The sequence below is a fragment of the Paenibacillus sp. J2L1-98 genome, from assembly GCF_056269405.1.
The window spans coordinates 565,501-591,394 of the sequence record NZ_JBWDNW010000001.1 but is presented as its reverse complement, the minus strand read 5'-3'; the positions used below and the strand labels follow the sequence as shown (position 1 = coordinate 591,394).

Annotated in this window: 26 protein-coding genes and 1 tRNA gene; 20 read left to right on the top strand and 7 right to left on the bottom strand. The window is 46.4% G+C overall.

The window, feature by feature from the left end; translation table 11 throughout:
- The first annotated feature begins 21 nt into the window (after positions 1 to 21).
- From AC0YNZ_RS02815 to AC0YNZ_RS02795, 5 genes are all read left to right on the top strand, one after another.
- Entirely contained in the window at positions 22 to 894 is an 873-nt protein-coding gene (locus tag AC0YNZ_RS02815) for a carbohydrate ABC transporter permease (protein ID WP_475825163.1), read from the top strand.
- A 10-nt stretch (positions 895 to 904) separates the two neighbouring features.
- Positions 905 to 1,735, top strand: coding sequence for a carbohydrate ABC transporter permease (locus AC0YNZ_RS02810; protein ID WP_110769309.1), 831 nt, complete (start codon positions 905 to 907; stop codon positions 1,733 to 1,735).
- Positions 1,735 to 2,694: a phosphoglycerate dehydrogenase gene (locus tag AC0YNZ_RS02805; protein ID WP_475825162.1), complete on the top strand. Its 960-nt coding sequence runs from the start codon at positions 1,735 to 1,737 to the stop codon at positions 2,692 to 2,694. Before AC0YNZ_RS02810 ends, AC0YNZ_RS02805 begins: the two co-directional genes overlap by 1 nt.
- An 81-nt stretch (positions 2,695 to 2,775) precedes the next feature.
- The gene (locus tag AC0YNZ_RS02800; protein ID WP_475825161.1) at positions 2,776 to 3,672 is read left to right on the top strand and encodes a dihydrodipicolinate synthase family protein; all 897 of its coding nucleotides are present in this window, start codon (positions 2,776 to 2,778) and stop codon (positions 3,670 to 3,672) included.
- Between the two features lie 121 nt (positions 3,673 to 3,793).
- On the top strand, positions 3,794 to 4,375 hold the full coding sequence (locus AC0YNZ_RS02795) for a type II toxin-antitoxin system PemK/MazF family toxin (protein ID WP_110769307.1): 582 nt from the start codon (positions 3,794 to 3,796) through the stop codon (positions 4,373 to 4,375).
- 295 nt (positions 4,376 to 4,670) lie between these two features.
- On the opposite strand, the gene AC0YNZ_RS02790 is transcribed toward AC0YNZ_RS02795, so the two are convergent.
- Positions 4,671 to 4,754 (bottom strand) — tRNA-Leu (locus AC0YNZ_RS02790).
- Positions 4,755 to 4,844: 90 nt separating this feature from the next.
- Between AC0YNZ_RS02790 and AC0YNZ_RS02785 the strand changes: the two genes are divergently transcribed.
- The 3 genes from AC0YNZ_RS02785 (at position 4,845) to AC0YNZ_RS02775 (ending at position 7,071) form a co-directional block, all read left to right on the top strand.
- Positions 4,845 to 5,447: a xanthine phosphoribosyltransferase gene (locus tag AC0YNZ_RS02785; protein ID WP_475825160.1), complete on the top strand. Its 603-nt coding sequence runs from the start codon at positions 4,845 to 4,847 to the stop codon at positions 5,445 to 5,447.
- Positions 5,448 to 5,553: 106 nt separating this feature from the next.
- A complete protein-coding gene (locus AC0YNZ_RS02780; protein WP_475825492.1) occupies positions 5,554 to 5,982 on the top strand; it encodes an Rrf2 family transcriptional regulator in 429 nt (142 codons plus the stop codon).
- Positions 5,983 to 6,165: 183 nt separating this feature from the next.
- The gene (locus AC0YNZ_RS02775; RefSeq protein WP_475825159.1) at positions 6,166 to 7,071 is read left to right on the top strand and encodes a divergent polysaccharide deacetylase family protein; all 906 of its coding nucleotides are present in this window, start codon (positions 6,166 to 6,168) and stop codon (positions 7,069 to 7,071) included.
- On the opposite strand, the gene AC0YNZ_RS02770 is transcribed toward AC0YNZ_RS02775, so the two are convergent.
- A complete protein-coding gene (locus AC0YNZ_RS02770) occupies positions 7,036 to 7,737 on the bottom strand; it encodes an N-acetylmuramoyl-L-alanine amidase family protein (RefSeq protein WP_475825158.1) in 702 nt (233 codons plus the stop codon). The two genes, AC0YNZ_RS02775 and AC0YNZ_RS02770, sit on opposite strands and share 36 nt — an antisense overlap.
- Positions 7,738 to 7,874: 137 nt before the next feature.
- Here AC0YNZ_RS02770 and AC0YNZ_RS02765 point away from each other — a divergent pair, with 137 nt between their 5' ends.
- Positions 7,875 to 8,069 carry a YqzE family protein gene (locus AC0YNZ_RS02765; RefSeq protein WP_056632917.1) on the top strand — a complete coding sequence of 65 codons (195 nt, stop codon included), beginning with the start codon at positions 7,875 to 7,877 and terminating at the stop codon, positions 8,067 to 8,069.
- Here the strand turns inward: AC0YNZ_RS02765 and AC0YNZ_RS02760 are convergent.
- The 3 genes from AC0YNZ_RS02760 to AC0YNZ_RS02750 all read right to left on the bottom strand — a co-directional run bounded on the left by AC0YNZ_RS02760 (position 8,060) and on the right by AC0YNZ_RS02750 (position 11,851).
- Positions 8,060 to 8,953: a hypothetical protein gene (locus AC0YNZ_RS02760; protein ID WP_475825157.1), complete on the bottom strand. Its 894-nt coding sequence runs from the start codon at positions 8,951 to 8,953 to the stop codon at positions 8,060 to 8,062. The two genes, AC0YNZ_RS02765 and AC0YNZ_RS02760, sit on opposite strands and share 10 nt — an antisense overlap.
- A 124-nt stretch (positions 8,954 to 9,077) precedes the next feature.
- Positions 9,078 to 10,031: a YqhG family protein gene (locus AC0YNZ_RS02755; protein WP_475825156.1), complete on the bottom strand. Its 954-nt coding sequence runs from the start codon at positions 10,029 to 10,031 to the stop codon at positions 9,078 to 9,080.
- Positions 10,028 to 11,851 (bottom strand): DEAD/DEAH box helicase, encoded by a 1,824-nt coding sequence (locus tag AC0YNZ_RS02750; protein WP_475825155.1) that lies wholly within the window; start codon positions 11,849 to 11,851, stop codon positions 10,028 to 10,030. The genes AC0YNZ_RS02755 and AC0YNZ_RS02750 overlap by 4 nt, the downstream gene beginning before the upstream one ends.
- Before the next feature lie 277 nt (positions 11,852 to 12,128).
- Here AC0YNZ_RS02750 and AC0YNZ_RS02745 point away from each other — a divergent pair, with 277 nt between their 5' ends.
- Complete coding sequence (locus AC0YNZ_RS02745) at positions 12,129 to 14,642, top strand: adenosylcobalamin-dependent ribonucleoside-diphosphate reductase (protein ID WP_475825154.1); 2,514 nt, start codon at positions 12,129 to 12,131, stop codon at positions 14,640 to 14,642.
- A 282-nt stretch (positions 14,643 to 14,924) separates the two neighbouring features.
- Here AC0YNZ_RS02745 and AC0YNZ_RS02740 read toward each other — a convergent pair whose 3' ends face one another.
- Complete coding sequence (locus AC0YNZ_RS02740; protein WP_475825153.1) at positions 14,925 to 16,331, bottom strand: MFS transporter; 1,407 nt, start codon at positions 16,329 to 16,331, stop codon at positions 14,925 to 14,927.
- Between the two features lie 191 nt (positions 16,332 to 16,522).
- Here AC0YNZ_RS02740 and AC0YNZ_RS02735 point away from each other — a divergent pair, with 191 nt between their 5' ends.
- Both AC0YNZ_RS02735 and AC0YNZ_RS02730 read left to right on the top strand, forming a co-directional pair.
- Positions 16,523 to 17,491 carry an AraC family transcriptional regulator gene (locus AC0YNZ_RS02735; protein WP_475825152.1) on the top strand — a complete coding sequence of 323 codons (969 nt, stop codon included), beginning with the start codon at positions 16,523 to 16,525 and terminating at the stop codon, positions 17,489 to 17,491.
- Between the two features lie 599 nt (positions 17,492 to 18,090).
- Positions 18,091 to 18,780 (top strand): spore germination protein, encoded by a 690-nt coding sequence (locus tag AC0YNZ_RS02730; RefSeq protein WP_475825151.1) that lies wholly within the window; start codon positions 18,091 to 18,093, stop codon positions 18,778 to 18,780.
- Here the strand turns inward: AC0YNZ_RS02730 and AC0YNZ_RS02725 are convergent.
- A complete protein-coding gene (locus AC0YNZ_RS02725) occupies positions 18,777 to 18,899 on the bottom strand; it encodes a spore germination protein (protein ID WP_475825150.1) in 123 nt (40 codons plus the stop codon). The genes AC0YNZ_RS02730 and AC0YNZ_RS02725 overlap by 4 nt on opposite strands.
- On the opposite strand from AC0YNZ_RS02725, the gene AC0YNZ_RS02720 reads away from it, so the two are divergent.
- The 8 genes from AC0YNZ_RS02720 (at position 18,859) to AC0YNZ_RS02685 (ending at position 25,847) form a co-directional block, all read left to right on the top strand.
- A complete protein-coding gene (locus tag AC0YNZ_RS02720; protein WP_475825149.1) occupies positions 18,859 to 19,482 on the top strand; it encodes a Ger(x)C family spore germination C-terminal domain-containing protein in 624 nt (207 codons plus the stop codon). The two genes, AC0YNZ_RS02725 and AC0YNZ_RS02720, sit on opposite strands and share 41 nt — an antisense overlap.
- 270 nt (positions 19,483 to 19,752) lie before the next feature.
- A complete protein-coding gene (locus AC0YNZ_RS02715) occupies positions 19,753 to 20,658 on the top strand; it encodes an RNA polymerase sigma-70 factor (protein ID WP_475825148.1) in 906 nt (301 codons plus the stop codon).
- A 610-nt stretch (positions 20,659 to 21,268) separates the two neighbouring features.
- The gene (locus tag AC0YNZ_RS02710) at positions 21,269 to 21,748 is read left to right on the top strand and encodes a carboxymuconolactone decarboxylase family protein (RefSeq protein ID WP_475825147.1); all 480 of its coding nucleotides are present in this window, start codon (positions 21,269 to 21,271) and stop codon (positions 21,746 to 21,748) included.
- Between the two features lie 193 nt (positions 21,749 to 21,941).
- Positions 21,942 to 22,625 (top strand): SDR family oxidoreductase, encoded by a 684-nt coding sequence (locus AC0YNZ_RS02705; RefSeq protein ID WP_475825146.1) that lies wholly within the window; start codon positions 21,942 to 21,944, stop codon positions 22,623 to 22,625.
- 381 nt (positions 22,626 to 23,006) lie between these two features.
- On the top strand, positions 23,007 to 23,987 hold the full coding sequence (locus tag AC0YNZ_RS02700) for an aldo/keto reductase (protein WP_475825145.1): 981 nt from the start codon (positions 23,007 to 23,009) through the stop codon (positions 23,985 to 23,987).
- Between the two features lie 770 nt (positions 23,988 to 24,757).
- A complete protein-coding gene (locus AC0YNZ_RS02695) occupies positions 24,758 to 25,114 on the top strand; it encodes a WCX domain-containing protein (protein ID WP_475825144.1) in 357 nt (118 codons plus the stop codon).
- A gap of 88 nt (positions 25,115 to 25,202) precedes the next feature.
- On the top strand, positions 25,203 to 25,559 hold the full coding sequence (locus AC0YNZ_RS02690) for a nuclear transport factor 2 family protein (protein WP_475825143.1): 357 nt from the start codon (positions 25,203 to 25,205) through the stop codon (positions 25,557 to 25,559).
- A gap of 126 nt (positions 25,560 to 25,685) precedes the next feature.
- Complete coding sequence (locus tag AC0YNZ_RS02685; RefSeq protein ID WP_475825142.1) at positions 25,686 to 25,847, top strand: hypothetical protein; 162 nt, start codon at positions 25,686 to 25,688, stop codon at positions 25,845 to 25,847.
- The last annotated feature ends 47 nt before the right edge of the window (positions 25,848 to 25,894 follow it).

Genomic DNA, 25,894 nt, shown 5'->3' with positions numbered 1-25,894 from the left:
ATATGTAAGGCGGGATGCGGCTTGAGAACGAAATACGATAACAAACTTGCTTATCTGTTGATGAGCCCCGTACTGATCTATCTGCTTGCCGTCATGGTTCTGCCATTCGGCTGGGCGCTCTATTTAAGCTTTACCAATAAAGTTGTAGGCATGCCTGCGGTATTTACCGGACTGCGCAATTATATCGAATTGGTTCAGGATTCATTGTTCTGGAAAGCGGCGTGGAATACTGTCATCTTTACAGCGGTCGCCGTATTTTTTAAAACAGCTTTCGGAATGATTATGGGACTCGTATTAAATGAAAAAATTATTTTCCGAAATGTATTCCGGGTGCTGCTTTTTCTGCCGTGGACGATTCCCACGATCGTATCGGTGTTCACCTGGCAGTGGATTTATTCCGATGTTGGAGGCGTGCTAAACTTCCTGCTTCTAAAATTGCATCTGATTAATATGCCATTAGGCTGGCTGGCAACTCCGGATCTTGCGATGTTCTCGGTTATACTCGTTAACGTGTGGCGCGGCATCCCCTTTATGGGCATTGCGATACTGGCCGGCTTGCAGACGATATCCAAGGATATCTACGAAGCCGCCATGCTGGACGGCGCTGGTGCTGTCAAACGGTTTTTGTATATGACGCTGCCGTCAGTAAGGGAAGTGACGATTATGGGCGCCGTAATGACGACGATTTGGACGCTAAACGATTTCGAGATCATTTGGCTGCTGACGCGCGGAGGACCCTCGAACGGAACGCAGGTATTGTCTACGCTCAGCTACACGATCGGATTTTTGAATATGAGCCTTGGGAAAGCGATCGCCATCGCCATTATGACGATGCCGCCGTTGATCATATTGATCAACTACGTGACGAAGCGTTCGCTTACATCCAGAGATTAGGTGATGCAGGATGGAAAATAAATCAATCAGTAAACAAATAATCGTCTACAGCACGCTGGGGCTGTTATTAATCTTTGCCTTATTCCCGCTGTATTGGATGCTAAATACTTCGTTTAAATCGCAGGGCGAAATTTATAATCTGACCCCGTCCTTTTGGCCGAAAGAATTCGGTTTGGCGGCATATGACAAGCTCATTACGGAAAAAGGTTTTCTCAGCAACATTAAGAACAGCCTGATTGTATCGCTCAGCGTTTCTTTTTTCTCGATAACCGTAAGCATGTTTGCGGCGTATGCGATATCGAAGCTGCATTTCAAAGGCAGAAACTTTATTTCTAGAGGAATTTTGTACGCATACTTGATGCCTAGAGCGGTGTTGTTCATTCCGCTTTACATGCTGGTTTCGGCTATCGGGGTTAGCAATTCGATCTATGGACTAATGCTCATTTATCCGACGATTACGATTCCTTACGCAACATGGATGCTCATCTCGTACTTTAAGTCGATCCCGGTTGAGATCGAGGAGGCCGCAATGATTGACGGCTGCAGCAGAGCGCGCACGCTGCGCAGCATTATTTTCCCGCTGGCGGCGCCCGGGCTCGCGGCGACCTTTATTTTCTCATTTACGCTATGTTGGAGTGAGTACTTGTACGCACTTGTCGTCGTAACCAAAAGCGCCGATAAGACGATTACGCTGGGCTTATCCGAAATGATCGTCGGCGACGTATTTGCCTGGGGCCCGCTTATGGGCGGTTCAATCATTGCATCAATTCCAGTCATTATTATGTATCTGTTCACATCAAAATATATGGTTAGCGGTATGACCGTTGGAGGCGTGAAATAATGAACAAAACGAATAAAGTATTGGTTACGGCGACGAACTATTCGACGCTCTGTGCGGAAGCCAAGCAGCTGTTAGAAGAGGCGGGCTGCGAAATTGTAGAGAACAAACTCGGCCGCCCGCATACGTTCGAGGAGCTTGTCCCGCTCGTTTCCGATATAGACGGCGTCATTGCCGGAGTGGATACATGGGATGAAGCGATATTTAAGCTTGCGCCGAATTTGAAAGCGATTGCGCGTTTTGGCGTAGGGGTCGATAATATCGATTTAGCTATGGCAGAGGAGCATGGAATTAAAGTTTCCAACGTGCCGGGAGGGAATGCCAACGCAGTGGCTGAGCTTGCCGTAGGATTGATTTTATCGATGCTCAGAAATATTCCGGCGCTGCAGCAGTCCGCTAAAATCGGTTACTGGGACCGGCGTGTAGGCGAGGAGCTTGCAGGTAAAACGGTCGGACTGCTCGGATTCGGACATATCGCGCAGATGGTCGCCAGAAAGCTGCAGGGTTTCGATGTCAAGCTAATCGCATTCGATAAATATCCGAATATGGCGAAAGCAAGCGAGCTGGGCGTCCAGCTTGTTACGTCAGATGAGGTGCTTCTGCAAAGCGATGTCGTAAGCATGCATCTGCCAAGCTTAAAGGAAACGTACCATATGATGAGCGATAAACAGTTCGCGATGATGAAGGAATCGGCGTACTTCGTAAATACGGCGAGGGGAGCGCTTGTCGACGAGAAAGCTCTTCATGCGGCTCTGCAAGCGCGAAGCATAGCGGGAGCGGCTATCGATGTATTCGAGCAAGAGCCCGTATCTGCCAATAATCCTTTATTTCAATTGGATAATCTTCTGGCGACGCCGCATACGGCTGCCGAAACGGCTGAAACGTATTACCGGGTAGGTCTCGTAACAGCGCAAGCGCTGCTCGACGTATTTGCAGGGAAAGACCCTGCGAATCTGCTGTGATTTACAGCTGAGCTCGAAGCCCGCTGTCTACGCGGGATGCAGCAGTTATTTTAAATTAGAAGGAAAGAAGAGGGATTGTTGATGATGAAGCGTTTATATGGGGTTACGACGGCCATGGTCACGCCGTTTACCAAGGATGGACAAGTAGATCTGCAAAAGGTGGAGCAATTAACGGAATTTTTGATTGGCAAAGGTGTGCACTGCTTGTTTCCGCTTGGAACGACCGGCGAAATGATTCGGCTGTCGGTGCCTGAACGCAAAGCGGTTGCGGAAACGGTCGTGCGAACAGCGGCAGGCAGAGTAACGGTATACATTCATGCCGGAACGACGACGCTGGCGGATACGATCGAGCTTGCGCAGCATGCGCATGCCATAGGCGCTGACGGGATCGGCGTGGTCACCCCTATTTTTCTGGGAGCCAACGATTTGGAAATGGAGCAGTATTATGTGAGCGTTTCTTCAAGTATTCCGGACGATTTTCCGATGTACTTATACAATATTCCGCAATGCGCTTCGAATGATCTGAAGACAGACGTTGCGCAAAAAGTAAAGGATAAATGCAAAAATGTCGTCGGCATCAAATACAGCTATCCGGATTTCTTGCGGACAAATGAATATCTGAGCATTAATGGCGGCGAATTCTCTGTTATGCAAGGCGCGGACCGGTTGTTCCTGCCGGCACTGGCAATGGGCTGCGACGGCGTTATTTCCGGCGTTTCCTGCGTGTACCCCGAGCCCTTTGTTGCTGTGTACAACGCTTATCTGAACAAGGATTTGGACAAAGCCAGGGTGCTGCAAAGGATCGCAATCCAATATTGCGAGGTTCTGAAGAGCGGAAGCAATATGTCCTACTTTAAAGAGGCGCTGAAGCTGAGAGGCATCGATGCCGGTTTCATGAGAGCGCCGCAGCTGGATTTATCCGAAGCAGAGGTGAACGAGCTGAAGCGGAAATTAAACGAGCTGCCTGCTGTTAATTAGACCGGTGACGTTCGGAGCAGCGTACAGCTGCTTCCGAAGCGTTGAGGTATATAATATGGTTTGGCGGAAAATACTCCCCTTATGTCGATTGATACAGGACTAAGGGAGGCTGATCAGTGATATGACCATTCGAATTTCACGTTTGGAACAGTATTTGGATTGGTTTAAAAGTATGACATACTTGGATAAAATAGCTGTAAAGACAAGAACAAGAGCTCTCAGAAGGGGAGAAGTTTACTATTGTTATTTGGGCAGAGGCGTAGGTAGTGAAGAAGAGAAGTATAGGCCTTGTTTAATTATTCAAAATGACGATGGAAATATTCATTCAGCAAATACGATTGTTGCTCCCATCACGAGCGCTGCCGGAACACCAAGAGTGACCGTGCCGATTTTGGGGACATATCGTTATGTGGAAAATGGTGTTACAAAAACATTGTCGGGATATATTTTGCTCGGGAATATTGTGACGGTCAGCAAAGCAAGACTTGGTCAAAGCTGTCTAGCCACACTTACACGCGAGATGAATGAGATTAACGAAAAAATAATGGTTTCAACAGGTGTATATAAATTGTATAATGAATCGGTTCATAAAAATCGGAAAAGCGTTAGAACCATCAAACGGATGAGTAATGAAATAAATGCTCTGCGGAAAAAAGTCCAAGATACGGAACAAAGGTTAATTGACAATGGCTTACGCGTATGATTAAATGATTTTACAAATATGTCCCGTCTGTTGATGGGATCGTCTTTCTTACTCAAATATGAGAAGTCTGTTGATTTCTCCGCCGAAAGGGACCCTGCTTAAATAAGCAGGGTCTTTTTTCATTTTTGCCATAATTCGCCGGCATTCAAAAACGGCATATATTAGCAACAAAAAAACCACTCCGTATCATGAATGTAGTAACATGATAATAAAGTGGTTTGGATTTACAAAATGGGTACTGATATTGACCTCTATAATAAGAATCGTTTAGAATAGTCAATAAAATCTTTAAGGATGCGGTCGAGAGGACTCGAACCTCCACGGCTGTTACACCACTAGAACCTGAATCTAGCGCGTCTGCCAATTCCGCCACGACCGCATAACTTGTTTCAACAAAAAGTATCTTATCATAAGCAAGATCGAATAGTCAATATTATTTTAATAATTTTTTAAAACGGAGGGATATGCAGTGAAACAATTAGAGCAAAAGATTTTGGAGGTAGGAATTGTCCTGAATGATAACGTACTAAAGGTCGATTCCTTCCTTAATCACCAGGTTGATCCGCAGCTTATGCTGAGCATTGGACAGACCTTTGCCTCGTTATTCGAGGCGGAAGGAATTACGAAGGTGCTCACGCTGGAATCTTCGGGAATTGCGCCGGCTGTCATGGCTGCGCTGCAAATGAACGTCCCTCTGCTGTTTGCGCGAAAGCGTAAGTCTCTTACGCTCAAGGATGATCTTTATACGGAGAAGGTGTTCTCCTTCACGAAGCAGGAGGAAAGTGAAATTACGGTTTCGCGTAAGTTTCTGTCAGCGGAGGATCGGGTGCTTATCATTGACGATTTTCTTGCCAATGGCGATGCAGCGATCGGTTTGGCGCGAATTGTCGAGCAGGCGGGAGCTGAGGTAGCCGGTATCGGTATCGTCATCGAGAAGGCATTCCAACCGGGCAGGAAGAAGTTGAACGACCATGGTTACCGCGTTCATGCTTTGGCAAGAATCGCTTCCTTGGAAAACGGAAAGGTCACCTTTACTGCCGAGCCTGTCACTTCAACTATGGCAAATGATTGACAATTGAAGCGAGATGTAACTATAATGCTTGCAAGAAAGGATTCGTGGCGGGCTTCTATAACAGTCTCACGATCCTCTTTATTTTTTGAAGAGACAGGCGGTGAATATGTTGACCAGCAACCGGTTTGCAGTAGCGGTCCATATTATGACGTTATTAGAGATGGATAAGACAGCACGTGTGACCTCGGAATACATCGCTGGAAGTGTTAATACGAACCCTGTCGTAATTCGCAGAATTATCGGAATGCTGAATAAAGGGGGACTTGTTACGACGAGCGCTGGTGTTGCAGGAGCCATTATTACAAGGCCAGCCGGTGAAATTACCCTTTACGATATATATAATGCCGTCCATAAGAATGGACATGACGAATTGTTTGCGATTCATGAGAAGCCTAATCCGGATTGCACAGTCGGCCGGAACATCCAATCATCTTTGGAGACGGCTTTCAATGAAGCCCAGAAGGCGATGGAGCTCAAGCTCGCTAATATAACTTTAGAGCACATTATTAATGACGTAGTAAGGAAAGTGCAATAAAGCTGGAATTCAACTGGACAAGGCCGATTTAGGGCCTTTTTTCTTTGCCCTCAGGAAGCTGCAACGTCAAATAATATCGAATTGGCGGTTGTTAGGAATTATCTTTTCAATTTGAAATTTTAAGCATATTTTACAGCTCCTTCACAAACAATGATAGTAAACAGTGAGGGATGTGAGCATTAATTGAGTAGACAGCAGGATGGCGACAAACAATGGTATAAGCGGGCAGAACGTTATAAAAGAAAGCGGAAAGCCGTTAAAATGGCCTTGACCGCCTTGCTTATGACGGCTCTATTAGGAGTTGGAAGTCCGGTCGGCAACGATGCCGTATCCGCTCAGACATCGGCATTTCGCATAGATGCGGCCGATGAGAAGCAAGAGCAGCGGACGGTGGCGATCGTGATCGATGATTTCGGCAATGGAATGGACGGCACGGCGGAGATGCTGAGGCTGCCGGTCAAAATTACTGCAGCGATTATGCCGTTCATGCCGACTACGAAGCAGGATGCCGAGGAAGCGCATCGACTCGGTCACGACGTGATTGTCCATATGCCGATGGAGCCGAATAAGGGGCTAAAGAAATGGCTGGGCCCGGGCGCGTTAACGACGGATTTGAGCGATGCGGAAGTTCGCAAACGCGTGGAGAATGCGATTAATGATGTGCCTTATGCAATCGGTATGAATAATCATATGGGCTCGAAGGTGACGTCCGACGAGAGAATGATGCGCATCGTGCTTGGCGTCTGCAAGGAGCGCGGGCTGTTTTTTCTCGATAGCCGAACGTCCTATAAGACAGTTGTTCCCAAAATCGCAGCGGAGCTGCAGGTTCCGATCGTTTCCAACGATGTATTTCTCGATGACGTCTATACCGTAAAGCATATTTCCAATCAAATCGAAGTACTGCGAAAGCATTTGGAGTCGCACGTTAGCTGCATCACGATTGGACATGTAGGACCTTCGGGCAAAAAAACGGCATCTGTCCTCCAGCAATCCATTCCCGTTATGCAGACTAGCGTGCAGTTCGTGAAGCTGACGGCGCTTATTCGCGGCGGTTCAATGATTGATCCACTTGTATTGCCGAATCCCTGAGGCGATTGCTGCCGCAACCTCTTGCTGCCGATGAGGATCAGTAAGCATCTTGCGGTCGCTTTCGCTGCTAATAAAGCCCATCTCGACGATTACGGCTGGCTGCTGAACCCGGTTAAGCAAATAAAACGGCTTACCTTCCCGCGGGAGGAACGCTGTATTTTGCTGCCGGTTGAGCGCATCCTGAATACAGAAAGCAAGCAAGGAGCTTTCTCCATTATTCTGATGCAGTACGAGCGGGCCATGCTTAGAGCTCTTCTTCGACCAATTCACATGTAGGCTAACGAGCAGCTCGCTCTCAATTTCCTCGGTAAGCTGGCGGCGCTGCGACAAATCCTTGCGATGTCTGGAGCGGCTAATATGCCAGCGGTTTTCGTCGCTTAGCGCGTAATCGCCGGTCCGGTTAAGCACGGTAGCAATGTTTTGGCTGCGTAATGTGAGATAAAGCTTGCGGGCGACAGCTAAATTGATATCCTTCTCCAGAATATCGGCCGAGGAGGCTCCGCCGTCAATGCCGCCGTGCCCAACATCAATGATGACGACGGTAGACGGCAGCACCCAATCCTGATCGGTTCCTACCGGCAGCAGAGGCCATGCAGACGCGCTGGACGGGCTGTTAAGAGCAGCAAAGCTTAATGCGATAAAGACGAGTGCCATTTTCCGAAGCATAATGAGGGTTCCTCCAGATCACTTTGACATACGGTTAGCGTGGCTGTTTAGAGGAAAACTCATGCATGTTTACATTCGAAAGCTGCTGGGCAAACTTTATAACATCATAGCAATCGGATTTAGAGGGAGTGGGGCAAATGGCAAAGGGCGATGAGTACGTAAAATATATGACAGAGCAGCTTGTGACCTATTTGGAGACACCGAGGGAAGAGCGGAAGCAAATAAGAACGTCGGCCAAAGCGCGAAGAGAGCCTTGGCTGACGCGTTGGTTCGGCTATGGTCCAATGAGCATTATGCTCTGGTGGCGGGGGCGCGTTGAGCGTCACCGGTAAAAGCGGCCAAGCTCGATGAGAAGCTGGAGCGGGATATAACGGCGGTCTGAACCGTCTCCGCCAGCTTCGAGAGCGACGTAAATATGGCCGGTATCCCATTTGTTGTAGCCGACAACAGACCAAACATACAGCATTTGTCCATTGAACAGCTCAGCGGTATACCGCAGCTGTTCTTTGTTGTTTATTTTGGCAAAAAGAGGCATGTAGGAGCTTGCGCTTAATGGCAGAGGCTGCTTCGTTAACCAAGGCATTCTCGCGTACGGATCGAAGGAGGGCAGTGATACTTGCTTTAGAAGGGCTGCATGGTCTGATATGCGCATTTGTTCCTCGTTAATTAGCTTCATTGATGAAGCAGCGAGCCAGTCACTCGGCTGGGCCGGCAGCAATTCGCCGCTTGCCGCATCTGTATAATAAGTATCCTGCTCCGCCGTTACCTTCCAAGCGGCGAGCAGCGGGTGAACATAAAGGGCTTCGACTTTAGAGGCGGGCTGCAATAGCTCAAGCTGCTTAAGCGACCAAGATAGCGTATGCTCATCGAATAGCGGGCGGCTGCTTGTCCCGTATTCGCCTAATTGAAAGCCGCCTGACTCCACAGCATGGATAACGAGGTAGCCGATCGTATTATTGTCCTGCTTCACGATTACCAGCCAGCTATGGGTGCCAGGCCCAATCGGAGAAATATCGAGTGACGACTGTTTCCAAGCTGCAAAAGAAGGCTGTACAGCCAGCTCGTCCACCCAGCGCCGCGCTTGCTGCTGAAGGGACTCGGTAACGGTTTCATTATTATCAATGGCAGAGGCAGGCTGCTGTTGCAATCCTCCGGCATACATGACAATAGCGGTTAATACGCATGCTGCAGTCAGCTTTATAAATTTTTTTCGCATATTTTATCACCTCCATGCTATTGTAAGGGACATGTTGTGAGAAGGCTGTTACAACCTGTCGCGCAATGGCGGGCTGCAGACAGCCTTTTTTTGACGTTTAGCTGCGGAAATCGTCTAATCAGCGTCAGTCGATGCCCTCCAGATGAAAGATGCCGCAGTTAATGGCGGACGCAGTCACACGAGGCTCGTATTGCCACACAATTTCGGATTGCCGCTGCGTGAATTGCTCCTCGATTGCCGGCTTATTTTCTGCCGTGCCATTCTGGATAAGCGGCTCATAATAGCCGCTTATCCTTTCAAGCTCTTCCGCAAGTCTTGCGGAGGCGTCTTCAGCCCAGCTGTAATCATAGCTGCGAAGCTTGCGCTCGAGCGCTTGCTCCACGATGCCTAGCGCCTTGTTGAAGGACAGGCCGTTTTTGGTGATGTGAATATTGGCTGGCAGGCGCGGCGAAAGCTTATACGTGAGCAATCGGTCGTAAAAATGTTCTACGCATTGTCCGGTCGCAAGCGAGATGCCGTAGCTGTGAATTTCCTCGCGCTTGCGGTCGCAGGCAAACTCGACCCGCATATTGACGCCCAGCCATGCGGTATAAGGCGTGGAGGCGAAGGGATTGCTGCTGCGCTTTTCCGGCTCCTGAAACAAATAGACGTAGCTGCCCTTCGTTTTCGCCGCTTCGAACAGCATATCCAGCTTGCGGGCGCCAAAATATAAGTCCTCGCGCGGAACGCGGGCAGGCAGGGACAGGCTGCCGTGCATGAAGCCGAGCGATCTCCCTAGAGCGGCATCCGCTGCGGCATCCTGAGCATTTACGGCTGTATCCTGCTGAGCGGCAGCCTCTTTTTTCAATTCCTCGGCAGCGTCATATTTGTTCTTATCGGTAACAAACAAGTAAGTCATCGTCTCCGGCTCGGCTCCGACCCGGTCGACGAAACTCCAATAATAGGGCCGATTTGTCAATTCCCGGTCGGCATGCGGCGAAAGCTTAACGGTAAAATGGTTTGGCGATTTTTCTAATATCGAGCATTCTGTCGCTTCCAAGTAACGGTTTACGAATTTGTGCACCTGCTTCTCGTTCAAGGCTGCACCTCCACGGTTTGTCCAAGCGAATCCAAATTCACGAGCAGATCGGGACTGGCTGGCAGCGGACTCTCTCCCGTGAGCACCTCTTCCCGAATACGGCTAAGCGAGGAGCCCAAATGATTGATCTTTTGCTTCAAATCCGTTTCGCTGCCGGCTTCAAGCAGCATCCGCGCAAGGCGCTGCTCCAGCGTGCCGTCACCCTTCTCGAAGCGCTCCAATATATGATCAAGCTCCCCGATAACAAGCTCGAACAGATTGATTTTCTCATGCAGTAAATTCACGATGTGCTCTTCGATCGTGCCGATGGTGCACAGGTTGTAAATTTTCACATCTTCCTTCTGCCCGAGGCGGTGCACGCGTCCAATCCGCTGCTCTACACGCATCGGGTTCCAGGGCAGATCAAAGTTTATCATATGGTGGCAAAATTGCAGGTTAATGCCTTCGCCGCCAGCTTCCGTAGCGATTAGAATTTGCGCCCGTCCGCGGAACAAGTCCATCATCCAATCCTTTTTTCCGCGGTTCATGCCGCCCCGGTAGGGAACGGCGATCATATTTTGCGCGCGGAAAAACTGCAGCAAGTATTCCTGCGTGGCCCGGTATTCTGTGAAAATGATGACCTTGTCATTCATTTCTTTAACGAGCTCCATCGCTTTTTCGGCTTTTGTATTTGCTTTTATATTACGGATATTTTCTACGAGCTCCCATATTTTCGGACGCATAGGGGAGTCCTCCGACGTTTTCTTAAACAGGTTCACGAGCGTTAAAAATACGGCATCGCGGCTGCTGCATACTTCGCGCTGCAAGGTGACGAGAGAGAGCATGCTGGACAAGTCGCCGCCGCTTTCTTCATAGCGCTCCTTCACAAAGCCGGTGACCGCATCATACAGCGCTTTCTCTTCCTCCGAAAGTGTAAGCGGAATATTTTTGACAAAACGTTTCGTGAAATGAATGCCGCCGTCGCCGCGCCGATTGCGGATCATGACGCCTGACAAAGCCTCCTGCAGCTGATCTTCATTTTTCGGCATCCGTTTGTCGACGACAAAGTTGGCGGCAAAATCACTTTGCCCGCCCAGCTGGCCTGGTTTAAGCAGCGTGATTAGATTGAACAGCTCATCCATATCGTTCTGGATCGGCGTAGCCGTTAGCAGCAGGCAATATTTTTTGCGCAGAAGATTAGCGAACTGATAGTTCGTGGTTTTTTTGTTTTTCAGCTTATGCGCCTCGTCGATAATGATTAAGTCATAGTCTGTTCCGAGCACAAGCTCGCGGTGCGGCTCGCGCTTCGCAGTATCGATAGAGGCGACAACGATGTCATATCCCCATGTATGCTCTTTCTTCTGGGCAACGGCGGATATGCCAAACTTCTGATTTAGCTCGCGCACCCATTGAAGGACAAGGGAGGCAGGTACGAGAATTAAGACGCGCTTAGCCAGCCCTCTCACGATATATTCTTTCAGAACGAGCCCGGCTTCTATCGTTTTGCCAAGCCCGACCTCATCGGCTAGAATCGCGCGGCCGCCCATTTCATGCACGACCTTGCGCGCGGTGCTGATTTGATGTGGCATCGGCTCGAAGGACGGGAGCGACCGCAGACAGAGCAATTGCTCGAAGCTTTCAATTCGTTTCGCTTGCTCGGCTTCCATGGTGAGCTGATATAACGTCCAATCATCCCATGGTCCGCCTTTAGTCAGACGATTTTGCAGCTCCTCAAACCATGATCGGTCACACTGCAGGTCTACTAGCTGATGCAGCTTACGGGTGGCGAAGGCTGGGCCGGCTTCGGCTGAGGCAGCCTGCGGCGTTGTCGGGAATGTCATCTGGGTGCAGCTCCTTCCGCAGTAAAGGGGATAAGTTGTAATCAGTATTGCCTTTTCATCCAATAATAATAAGAAGCCGTCTAAAAAAGAGTATGAACAAGCAAAAGAGTAAGAGAAGGCGAATTTGCGGGAAGGATCGCTATATTCAGCTGTAAATAAATGAGAAAATCTATATGCAGTATAGTAAAATGGTTTTATCACACCATATATTGTGTTATTGGCGTGTGTTGTCTGATAAATGCCGGGAGAGCGGCAATTCAAAGGAGGAAGCGCAGCGATGGAGACGTCTGGCGGTAAGCGACTTGAGGGACTTAGCGAGAAAATCTTTCTGGATCGATACGCTTTGAAGAACGCTGATACGAGCAAAACGTTGGTCGGCGACATCGTACTCGTCCTGACGAAGGATGATCCGAAGTTTCCGGTGAAGGAAGTCGGGGAAGTGATCGCACGCGAAGGAAACGAGGTTACGGTAAGACTTAGGAGCGGTGAGCTGGCAAAGTCCAGCGTGGAGAAGCTTACGCTCACGATCGAGAAGACGCCGGAGGAGATGTGGGACCGGCTTGCGGGCGCGATGGCTTCGGTTGAGGCCCGACTGGATAAGCAGAAGGAATGGCATGAGAAATTCAGATATATTTTGGACGATTGGAAGCTCGTACCGGGAGGACGCATCGCAGCAGGGGCAGGCGCAAACGAGGAGCTGACGTTATTTAATTGCTACGTTATACCGTCACCTAAGGACAGCCGGGGCGGTATCATGAAGACGCTCACGGAGATGACCGAGATCATGGCGCGCGGCGGCGGAGTCGGAATGAACCTGTCATCGCTGCGGCCGCGCCGAGCGATTGTCGCCGGGGTAAACGGTTCATCCAGCGGAGCCGTATCATGGGGCGGCTTGTTTAGCTATACGACGGGATTGATCGAGCAGGGCGGATCAAGAAGAGGAGCCTTAATGTTGATGCTTAACGACTGGCATCCGGACGTGCTGGAGTTCATAACGGTCAAGCAAACGATGGGACAGGTGACGAATGCAAACTTATCCGTATGCGTCAGCAACGCATTCATGCGTGCGGTGAAGGAGGACTTGGAATGGGAGCTTGTGTTCCCGGATACGAAGGAGCCGGAATATGACGGGCTGTGGACGGGGGATATCGAGGAATGGCGGCGCCTTGGCAAAAAGGTCATTCTTTACAAAACCGTTCGCGCCCGTGAGATATGGCAAGCCATCATCGAATCGGCATGGAAATCCGCTGAGCCCGGGGTCGTCTTTATGGAGTATTACAATCAAATGTCGAACAGCTGGTATTTTAATCCGATTATTAGTACTAATCCGTGCGGCGAACAAGGCTTGCCGGCTTGGGGCGTATGCAACTTATCTGCAGTTAATCTGTCGAAGTTTTATGATGAGGAAAAGCATGATGTCAATTGGCAGGAGCTGGCGAAGGTTACGCGTTGGTCGGTACGTTTTCTGGACAATGTCATCGAGAAGACGCCTTATCATTTTGCGGAAAATGAACGTAATCAGAAGCTGGAGCGCCGAATCGGGCTCGGAACGATGGGGCTTGCGGAGCTTATGATTAAGCTTGGCATCAGGTACGGCAGTGCGGACTCGCTAGTTTTTCTGGATAAGCTGTATGGATTTATGGCTCGTGAAGCTTACTTGGCCTCTACCGAAATAGCTGCAGAGAAGGGCCCGTTTCAAGCATTCGATGCTGAAAAATATGTGCAAAGCGGATTTATGAAGCATATGATTGCGGAGTTTCCGGAAATTGGGGAGGCTGTTGCCGAGAGGGGCATGCGCAATGTAACGGTTATTACCGAGGCGCCTACCGGAAGCACGGGTACGATGGTCGGAACTTCAACGGGGATCGAGCCGTATTTTGCATTCGAATACTTCCGTCAGAGCCGCCTCGGATTTGACAAGCAGGATGTCCAGGTAGCAGCAGCGTGGAAGGATACGCACCCGGGAGAGGAATTGCCCGATTATTTTGTAACGTCGATGAGCTTATCGGCTGAGGATCATATTCGCGTACAGGCAGCGATCCAGCGCTGGGTAGACAGCTCGATCTCGAAGACCGCGAATTGTCCTGCGGATTTTACAATTGAAGAAACGGGGCGGCTCTATGAGCTGGCATTCGAGCTCGGCTGTAAAGGCGTAACCATCTACCGGGATGGCAGCCGCGATGTACAGGTGCTTTCAACGTCAAAGGAGGAAACCGCAGAGGTTCAAACGGAGCAGGTGCTCGATAAGCAGTATAAAAGCCGGCCGCAGATGCTGCGAGGAGCCACCTACAAGGTAAATACGCCATTTGGCATGGCATATATTACGATTAATGACTTGAACGGCACGCCGGGTGAAATATTTTTGAACGTGGGTAAGGCAGGCTCTGATGTTTTTGCGATGGCGGAGGCATTAGGCAGGGTATGTTCATTATTTCTGCGTTATGGCGATCATGGAAACAAGGTGAAGCTTCTAGTTAAGCACTTGAAAGGGATTGGCGGCTCAGGTGCGATTGGATTTGGCGTTAACCGGGTGGAGTCCATTGCCGATGCGGTAGCCAAGTCGCTCGAGCTGCATATCGGAAGCGGAGAAATGCAGACTGAGATTGCAGCATCATCAGACGTACAGGATATGCGCTTGAATGCGCCTGCTAAAACGTATACAGCGGAATATACACAATATCAGACGAAGAACGCTTCACTGGATTTATGTCCTTCTTGCGGCTCTGCTTCCTTAATTAATATAGAGGGGTGTAAGCAGTGTAATCATTGCGGGTATAGTCGGTGCAATTAGGAAAAAAGAGATATGAGTACTATGTGAAATTCCATAATTCGTTAGAATGGTTGCAGAATTTGTTAGACGATGTATTTCAAAACTCGTTGGAAACAATGAATTATTAAAAACGAATTAAGTAAAGAGTCAGGCATAAATTAAAGTTACCTGACTCTTTACTTTTTGGATGAGAGCTAAAGATGACATTTCTGATAATTTTACTTATTTGTCTTATCAACATGAGTTTTATGCGAAAACTTTCCCTGCTAAAAGTATCCGAAGACGTATTATACCAGCTCTGTTTCAAGAATCTGTAAATGCTTGTTTTCGAGTAGGTTGGCGTGCCGGAGCAAAGCAGAGAAGCGTCGTAACAAGGGCTAATGCAATAAACACTACTGATCCCAATATGGAATCCGATACAGCATGAGCAAATTGCATCTTGGAAGGCTGATCCGTTTGGATCGCTACATCAAATACGGTGATGAGAACAGCCAAACCTAATGAAGAACCGCTTTGATGCGCGACGTTAATGAGACCCGAAGCCGCACCGTTATCTTGAGGGTCCACACCTGAGAGTCCCATAACGGTAAGCGGTTGGAACACCATTCCGGCGCCAATGCCCATGATGGTTAAAAGGATGAACATTTGCGGAAAGAACTCCGCTTGTCCGGAGACGATTCGGCTCAGTCCGAGTGTACCAACGATTGCTAATAACAAACCGGCTATCAGGACTTTCCTATTTCCATAACGCTGCACTAGCCCAGGTATCAGATACATCATCCCGAACTGGGCGACTGTAAATGGCAGGAAAGCTAAACCTGCTTCAAGCGAGCTGGACCCGAGGACGTTTTGCAAATATTGAGGGATAAAGAAAAAGAGTGAAAAATTCCCGCACACCATGAAGAACCTTCCCAGATAAGCCCCGGACCGCTGGCGGCTCGCGAACAACCGGAGTGGGATGATCGGCTCAGCCGATCGGGCTTCAATAAGAACGAATGCCGCTAACAAAACAATCCCGGACGCAAGTGAAATCCATGTTTCGGGCTCCCCCCAACCGCGATCGGCAGCTTGAACAAAACCGAATACCAACGCAGTCATGCCAATTACGGAGACAATCGCACCCCAAAAATCAAAACGTCCGGTCCTCTTACCTGATTTCTGAATAAACCTCTGTACCAAATAGAGCAAAACAATCCCAATGGGTACATTGATAAACATTCCGACGCGCCAGGAAATAAAATCGGTGAAAAATCCGCCAAGAAGGAGACCGATACTGCCGCCTCCAGCCGAAACCGCGCTGTATATCGCGATCGCTCTGGCACGTTCCTTGGCCTCTACAAAGCTCGCCGACAGCAAGGCTAGTGCAGCAGGTGTTGCCAAAGCAGCCGCAAAGCCTTGGAATGCACGTGAAACAAGCAAAATTTCGGCTGTCGGCGCCAAACCGGCCAGCATAGAAGCCAGCGAAAATAATCCGATGCCCACATTAAGCATTCTTCTGCGCCCCAAAAGATCCCCAGCCCGGGCACCGAGCAACAAAAACCCACCGAACGGTAAAATGTAGGCATTTTGCACCCAAGTCAAGCCGGTTGCCGTCATATGCAGCGAACGACCGATTTGAGGTATTGCCGTTACCATTATGGAGGCGTCAAGCACAACGATAAGTTGACATGCGATGATAATGGTTAAAATGATCCATTTTGACTGTTGCATAAACATGTTCCTTTCTTTTTTAGAAGATAGTGTTCTGAAGAATATTATGGATGGAATCGGCGGAAGGAAGTAGACCGTTCCTGCTTAAAATTTGCCTAAAGCTGCAAGTTACTTTTTTTTCATAGTTCTATTGCATTGCAATCTTTTTCAATGCCTTTATAATTTAGATAAAGATAGGAGGGATGGAATAAATGCCGGAACAAAGACGGGATAACCGCGCTAGCTATGGAAAGAGTGTTTCTATTCATAAGAAACCGTTGGATCAGCTCATTGCCATGACGGATCGGATTACCAAGGCGGAAGGACGGACGCCAACCGATGTTCCGTTTCTTTCCATTATCAGAAGCAGTCGCGAGACGCTGCGGAATCCAGGTGTTTTGACTCCTTCCTTTTGTCTGATCCTTCAAGGGACTAAGAAGCTTTACCTTGGTCAAGATATCTTTCATTACTCAGCGGGTGATTATTTGGCTTCGCTGATCGATATACCGGCTTCCGCCCAAGTCATCGGCGCTTCGGAAGAATCGCCTTATATCGGTTTGCGTATCGATTTTACGACGCAAGAAATCGCTTCTGTGGTCATGGAGGCGGAAATCATTACGGAACCAAAAGAGAAAGATCTGAATGCCGGAGCTTTCATCGGAAAATCGAATGCCGAACTGCTAGACATATTTTTCCGATTATTGAAGCTAATCGAAAAGCCTAAAGAAGTTCGATTTCTGTCCGAACTGATCAAAAAGGAAATGATTTTTAACTTACTGTCGAGTGATTTTGGTCATTTATTTTTCCAAAAGGTGCTTTTTGATCAAAGAGCGGATGGAGTCGGTAAGGCGATTCAATGGATCAAAGAAAATTACGCACGTTCTTTTACCGTTGAGGAACTCGCAAAATCCTGCAACATGAGTACCTCCGGACTACATCATAAATTCAAAGCGATCACAACAATGGGGCCTTTGCAGTATCAGAAGCAGCTTCGCCTTCAGGAAGCCAAGCGCCTGATGTTAAGCGGTCCCATAGGGGCAACGATGGCCGCATTGACAGTAGGCTATGAAAGTCCGTCACAATTCAATCGGGAATACCGAAGGCTTTTTGGTCTACCTCCTCTGCAAGATATTAAAGCGATGCGAAAATCTTCTCGCGCTTGGGGATTCGAGGATAGTTAATGATGGATGTCATCATCGAGGGAAACGGGCTCAGGGCAATATAATATTTTCTAACGAATTATGAAATAAACCGCGATCTTCACTACAGTGCTTTTCAAATTCTAATAAATTCTGGAACAACAAAAACGGAGCCGCACGGGTGAAGCGGGCTCCGTTTTCTGATTTATTATGGAATACCACATGAATTAATCATCCGGGAAGTGATGCGGTTCCTTATGAAGAACCGGAGTTGATCATTGTGCTGAATCAGGAGATCGTGCTTAATTCCCCGCGGATCGATATTATCCGTAGGAATCGAACGATCGTGAGTCCGCCATTGAGGATACCATTGATTTTGTCATGCGGGGCCTAAAGTATAACAATGACACATTCATCCATTAAGTGACAGCTTTTGTCTGCTATTTTAGTCTCAATTATAGAACAGCAGATAATAGTGAAAGGTTATGCGTAGAACGCAAGCCGTGCGACGAATCCACGCCGTATTCAGAAGGACGAAATTCTGGCTCTACACCAAGACAAAGTACCAAGGACGTAGAACGGTACCGTGCTTTGATTCTGTCATATTTATCCGTTTGAAAAGAGACAATGAACTTGAGAAATTGAAATTAGGAAAAGAGTGGTTAGAAATGAATTCAGTCCCTCGGTTATGGGAGGAGCTTAGTGAATCATCGGATTTCGTTTGCTACGAACATCAAACGATTACTGCGCCTTTTTTCATCGGTTATTTTAAATCTCTCACGGAGTCAAAAGTCTTGCACCAGCATATCCTGGGCTGCCTGAGCAACAATTCGGACATATCCTTTGAGGATTTGTACCACTTGATCCCCGTAGCGGAAAAAGAAATATCCATCGATTGGGATCTTATTCAAAACAAAATTTTGCGGGGGAATGTCGCTATTCAATATGGCCATCAAAGCCATCATTGTATTTTGGTCAATGCCGCCGCATCCAATGGTCGCAGCGTAACGACACCCGAAATCGAATTCACCGTGGAAGGACCGAAAGAAGCCTTTGTTGAATCATTGGACGTCAATCTTAACTTGATTCGCAAGCGAGTTCCTGTTCCTGAGTTCCGCATAAAAGAGCTCGCTGTGGGGAGTATTTCCAAGTCGAGAGTTGCGATTTGTTACATAAAGGGAGTAACGAACGAACAATATTTAAATACATGCATTCAGCGCATAGAGGATGTGCAATTCGATCAAGTTAAGCAACATAATCAGGCCTTTCGGTCCCGATCGTCTGTGGAAAGATGGAGTTGGAATTATCTTCGATCATTTGTTGAAGCTTAGTGGTATCCGTACCGTAATATTGAAGCAATAATCCATGGCAAATAATAATCTTCATAAGTAATAAAAAATGACCACAGGTTGACCGGCGCAAAAAACGCAGTCGGGGACCCGTCCTTCAAAACGCATATTTGCCCCGATGATACGGCCCATTTGGGCAAAGGAATGGACCCTTTTTTACCTCTCCTTAAATTGCAAAAAGATCAAGTTGTGATTTCCGGTTTAGCTTTATTTAAGGATGACAAGTATGTAATGTCACTGAACGAAAAGCAGATGCGAGTCATGAAACTTCTTCTGCAAAATGTAAAGCACGGTACTCTTGAAGCAACGCTGGACAATGGATCCTACATCGCAGTAGTAATTGTCGGTTCAAAAGTGAATTATCGAGTCGGGAAAGATGCGAAAAGTCCAAAAGTAACGATATACCTTATCCTAAACGGTGAAATTCTTGATTCAAAGGGAGTTCACTTTCCAACACAAGAGCAGCGGAGAATAAAAGACCGTTTCGAAAAGGATCTTACCACAACTGGAATGGATCTCATTCAATTGTTTAAAAAAGAAGGGATCGACCCGCTCGGATTAGGGGATTTTGTTAGGAGTAAAACGCGAAATTGGAACGAAGAGGAATGGAAAAAAGAATATCGAACGTTGAACGTTAAATTGAACGTAAAGGTGAATCTTTTGGAAACGGGAATCAGGAAATAAAGACAACCCTATCACCCCGAAAATGGGAATGAAGGTTGTCTTTTTATTTGTCTCTCTTGGCTGTCCCAGTTTTTCAGTGGCCTCGGCGAAAACGGCTGAATTTTTTAGATGAATGTCATTTTGAATAGAAAAATTGTTGAAATTTGTGTCACACTTGAACTTCGTCAATTGTCTAATTAATGACCATTTTTTTAATCGTGGACCATTTCATCTTTTCTAATAGTAAGCTATAAAGACGTGTTTTAACCAACTAGAGAAGGGGCGGGTGTTATGCAAAATTATACCATTGAACCGTCATCGAATAACATTGAAGAATTGTATAGGACCTACAAGCCGCATTTATTTGCAATTGCTTACCGCATGCTTGGTTCTAGATCGGATGCAGAGGATATGGTTCAAGATTTGTTTATCAGCATGTATGGATTATTAAACGAAAACATTCAAAATAATAAATCGTACTTAAGTAAAATGATTATCAATCGTTGTTTCAACGAGTTAAATTCAGCACGAAAAAAAAGAATAAGCTACGTAGGCAACTGGCTTCCAGAACCAACCGTGCAGCTGATCGAGCATAGTCCATTAGATACTGTTGAGCGTCAGGATACGATGTCTTATGCATTTCTTATTCTTATGGATAAACTGACACCCTTGGAACGAGCGGTGTTTATTTTAAGAGAAGTGTTCGCGTATGAACATCGTGAAATTGGAGAAATGTTCAACAAAACAGAAGTCAATTGCCGCAAGATCTACAGCCGTGTCAAGAAAAAAGTAGATGCATCCGATGAAAAAGATGAAATGCTTTCATCGCATCTTCATGAGGAAAAGGAAATGGTAGGCCGTTTCATTGCTGCTCTTTCGAACGGTAACATTCAATCCCTGGTGAACATGTTAACTGAAGATGTCATTTTCATTGCTGATGGCGGAGGAAAAGTGTCTGCCGCGATTAATCCAATTTACAATAAGGAACGAGTGCTCATCATATTGAACGCTCTTTCGTCAAAACAATTGCCTAACTCTAAAGCGCAGCTTGTAGAGGTCAATCATAGGCCAGGTATATTAATAACCAAAGATAGGATTTCAACTGGGGTCATTTGTTTTGATTGGAATATCCAGATGATGGCCATCCAACGGGTTTACCTGATTGTAAATCCGGATAAATTGCAGCAATTTAACTGAGAATGCACGAATAACGCGACAAAACTTGAAAAAGATTGCCAACCACCTGGCCAGAGAGGCCGGAAAGAAGGCAATCTTTATTTGTTTACTTACAACGGTCATTAATGGCTGATCCGAGGCACGCTTCATGGTCAAACGCCCTCAAATTAAGTCTCTGAACTATGTCACATTTTCACATCACCAATTGCCTTATTAATATCAAACAATTATGAACAAAGAAAGGGGTGAAGACACCTTGAGTAATTGTCCTGTTTGCCTAGTAGGCATTATTGAGCCAATTGGTTACGTCGAATTAAAGGAGGGACCACTGGAATTCAAACTGGGCCAATCTACACAGACTAAAAAACAAACAATTACCATTGGGATGTGCAGCCGGAATTCATGTCAGCATGTAAGTATGGGGGCAGTTCCGGAATCCCTTACGCCAGCCAAGAATTTATTGAAGGAGCTCATTATATCACTTGAAAAGAGAACACGGTAAAAGCAATAACACGATATCGTACTCGCGATGTTGAACTATCAAATTATAAAAAAGATATTTGGTTTATGTCACACATTGAAGTTGTCAATTGTCTTAACAGTGTAAAAAAAAATTAGGAGGCATACAATTATGACGCAACGGGTAAATTATATGGAACAATCTCCAGAGCTTTTCAAAAAAATGGTAGAGTTCAGCTTGGCCGAGAATAAAAGCTCAATTGAAAAGAAGATCCTCGATCTCGTTCACATCAGAGCATCACAAATGAATGGATGCGGTTTCTGCCTGGACATGCATGTTAAGGAAGCCAAGATTCATGGTGAGCGCGAGCTTCGCCTATACCACATCTCGATCTGGCGGGAGTCGACGCTGTTTGATCCGCGTGAATGCGCTGCGCTGGCATGGACCGAGATTCTGACCAAGCTGCCTGAGCATGGTGTGCCCGATGAGCTGTATGAACGCGTTCGTGGTCAGTTTACTGAGAAAGAAATTTCGGATCTGACATTCTCTGTTATGGCGATTAATGCTTGGAATCGTATTAACGTAGCATTCAAAACGGAACCGGGCACAGCTGACGCCGCATACGGTTTGAACAAAGCTGGCTTGAGCTAATCAGTTACAGAAGCAAAGCATAGTTCACTCTTATAAGCACTTTAGAACCTATATAGAATATATGTTTAGACATTACTAGCTCTTTATGGGCTACAACAACTAGGAGGATTAATATGAAGATTGTAGTTATTGGCGGCAGTGGGCTTATTGGAAAAAACTTGTAAACAACCTTCGTCAGCGTGGCCATGAGGCAGTGGCAGCATCACCTTCCTTAGGTGTCAATACGATCACTGGTGAAGGGCTAGCAGAAGCGCTTAGCGGCGCACAGGTTGTCGTCGACGTGACAAACGCGCCTTCGTGGGAGGACCAGGCAGTTATGGAGTTCTTTGAGACGTCTACTCGTAATCTCCTTGCAGCTGAAGCAACCGCTGGAGTAAGTCATCATGTTGCGTTGTCGGTCGTTGGTACCGAACGCCTTCTCCAGAGTGGTTATTTCCGTGCGAAAAAGGCTCAAGAAGAGCTAATCCAGAATTCCAAGATTCCTTATACGATCGTCCGCGCGACGCAGTTCTTCGAATTCGTCGGCGGCATCGCCGATGTGGCTACAGACGGGGAAACCGTTCGTTTGCCTTCCGCCCTTATGCAGCCTATTATTTCGGATGATGTTGCAGCCGCGGTGGCCGATTTCACACTTGAAGCGCCAGTGAATGGCATTGTCGATGTGGCTGGTCCAGATCAGATTCGTATGGACGAATTCGTTCGACAATACTTTAACGTAACTCAAGACAAACGACAGGTTGTCACAGACGCCAACGCGCTCTACTACGGATCCGTAGAGGTGAATGATCAATCTCTCGTTCCAAATGGCGATAGACCCGTGAGCATCACTACGACACATTTCCAAGATTGGCTCAGCCGCTCAATATCTCAGGGTTAACTCTCCAAGACAGAGTCAAAAATTAATAATTTTATTATTGTAAAGAACATGGAAGACTCCACATTTTGGATTAAATAATCAAGGATACAGTATGTGAATGAAAGGAGAACCGGTTGTTTACGGGTCTCCTTTCAAAAAGATTCTGATATCAAAAAATAAAATGCTTACCATTAGCTCTTTCAAATGGTAAGCATTTTTTGTGTGATTTTAATATGTGGGGAGGAACGTAAAAGGAAATGAATCACTATTCATCACGTGAATAAAATATCTCTTGACTTGGAGTTAACTCCAAGTGAGATAATATCAGCTATCTACAGGAAACAATCATCGGAGAGAACTACATATGAAGGAATAATATGACCTGGAAAGTGGGGAAATCTTATGGAATACGTGAAACTAGGAAATACCGGCTTGGATGTTTCTCGGCTCTGTCTTGGCTGTATGAGCTTTGGTGTAGCCGAGCGGTGGACACATCCGTGGATACTTGATGAAGAGAATAGTCGTCCGATTATAAAAAGGGCGTTGGAACTTGGTATCAATTTTTTTGATACGGCGAATATTTATTCACTTGGATCAAGTGAGGAAATTGTTGGACGAGCCTTGAAGGAATATGCCAACCGAGATGAAATCGTCATCGCAACGAAAGTTCATTTCCGAATGCATCAAGGACCCAATGGTGCAGGTCTTTCCCGAAAAGCAATCATGAGTGAAATTGATAAAAGCCTTAAAAGATTAGGTACAGATTATGTCGATCTGTACCAGATTCACCGCTGGGATTACAGTACGCCCATTGAAGAGACGATGGAAGCCTTGCATGACGTGGTGAAGGCAGGGAAAGCAAGATATATCGGTGCATCTGCCATGTACGCATGGCAGTTTCTTAAGGCGTTACATGTAGCGGAGAAAAATGGATGGACCCGGTTTGTATCCATGCAGAATCATCTCAACCTCATCTACCGTGAAGAGGAGAGAGAGATGATGCCGCTTTGTAGGGAGGAAAAAATCGGTGTTATTCCATATAGCCCTCTCGCATCAGGTAGATTGGCGCGTAATTGGTTGGAAACAACCTATCGTTCCCAAACCGACCAAGCTCAGAAATGGAAATACGATGCAACTGCAGATATTGACAGCTTGATTGTAGATCGGGTGGCCACAATCGCAGAAAAACGCGGCGTTCCACGCGTGCAAATTGCCCTTGCCTGGCTGCTGCAGAAAGAACCTGTGACAGCTCCAATTATTGGTGTTACGAAAATGGCCCATCTCGAAGAGTCGGTAGATGCTCTTTCGATTACGTTAACACAGGATGAAATTGCGTCGCTGGAAGAACTGTATACTCCTCATCCCGTAGTTGGTCCACAGTAATACTTTATGATTATCCAGTGGTCACTTTAGCTCAATACTCCATGAGTAGGCTGCCGCGAAAAACGCGACGCAAAACTGCTATTCAAGCAGTTTTGCGTCGCGTTTTTATTTAAGCATATTACGATCTAATCGTTTATATGAGGGATTCTGTTCTCTTCATTATCTACTAAGGTGTATACGTAAGGGGGGGACGTCCTGTCGTCAGTAAAAGAGGATTTATTTATTGCAATTCCAAGAGTTATTGCTTCATGGCGTTTGGGCTCCGATGCCTAGAAGACTTAACCGAATGCCCTTCTATTTGTATTTGGAGCTCGGTTATAAAGTCTTTATCGTTTGGAGAATCATAATTATTTGGAAGCGAAACTTCGTATACATTATTTTCTGTTGAAAAGCCTGATGAATAATAGGCTTTTTTTAGTTTGCAGAAATGATCATAATATTCGGTTTTAGACCACTTAAAGGCGATGCACATATACGTACCTTCTGGGATCGAATCAACATGAACACCTGATGGTAAGGAATTTAAATCCGATTTAGAAATAGAAGTATAAAGGCTGCTGTAGTGGATCTTTTCTGTGGACTCATAATTTTTTAGCGGATATATACAGCCACATAGAAGAGCCATAATAGTCCCTTCTTTCTCAAGTGCATTAGCGAGTCCTCTGAAATATAGTTCAGGTTGATCCAGTGGAGTGACTACGTCTTTGCAATCCACTTTTAAGACGGAGCGTTCATCTATTTTGCGGGTATAGACGACACCACATTCCTGATTGTTTAGACGTGTTTGCTCTCGAATCGTTTGTACACATATCCATTTTGAAATTAAGGAGGATTCAACGGCTTGTGCATATTCAGATTCAAATGAACCTGTTGCTGCGATAGAATTACGTCTAACAATTTCTGCTGCTGGAGCCTATCGGGTATTTGATGAGTTCAGTGAAATGGCAATCCATAGCAATGATGACGGTTCATTTGACATTGTAACTCATGTTCCTGGAGGGAGCTGGCTAATCAGCTATCTCTTATCATTCGGCTCGCTTCTCGAGCAAATAGAGCCGGAGCACATCCGGGAACAGGTGCTGTTGGAATTGGATTTACTAAAAAGAAATTTACATTTCAAAATATAATATGACACCCTGTTGTCAGATTATATCCATTATGATTATTTGTAACTTACTGGTCACAACATGCTCATCCACAGGAGGTTATTTGAAATTGAAACCCAAAAAAACCATGCCAGCCGCAGTAGAAACTTACTTTAAATCAGTGAACCAATCTCAGATTGAAGCATTTATTTTCGCTTTCGATAATAACGCTTTGATTTCCGACGCCGGTCGTGAAATCAAAGGAATTGACGCCATTAGATCATGGTGCAATATGGATGTATTTGGGCCTAACGTTAACTATGAGGTAGTGGAAATGGATATGGAAGACTTTAATGGTAACGTTCTCGTAATTGCAAAGGTAGACGGAGACTTTGATAAATCCAATCTTCCCGATCCGCTCCTCCTTAAACATCTGTTCCTATTCGATAACGATAAAATTAAAGAATTGATCATATCGCTTCCCTAAAATAAATAGCTGTTTTTTTGTAATCCAAGGCCATCAAATAGTCATGATAATACCCCTTGATAAATCAACGTTTTTCGCTGCTGTTTTCTCAATAATTATGACACCACACATCAGTGAGGCAGTAAAGTGTATATTCCGCTTCAAGCCCCAAACGACCAGGATAAGCCGATCCTGTTCCATTGGGGCTTTTTTTCTGTATTTCAAGACCGGTACCGGGTTGATGGTGCAGGCTTCTCGTTCGCAGCTCTTCCGGTATTGTATTACACGATGAAAAATAAAAAAATTTAACACTAAAAATAACCGTTCGAAATGACGATAGATGACTAAGAGGAGGA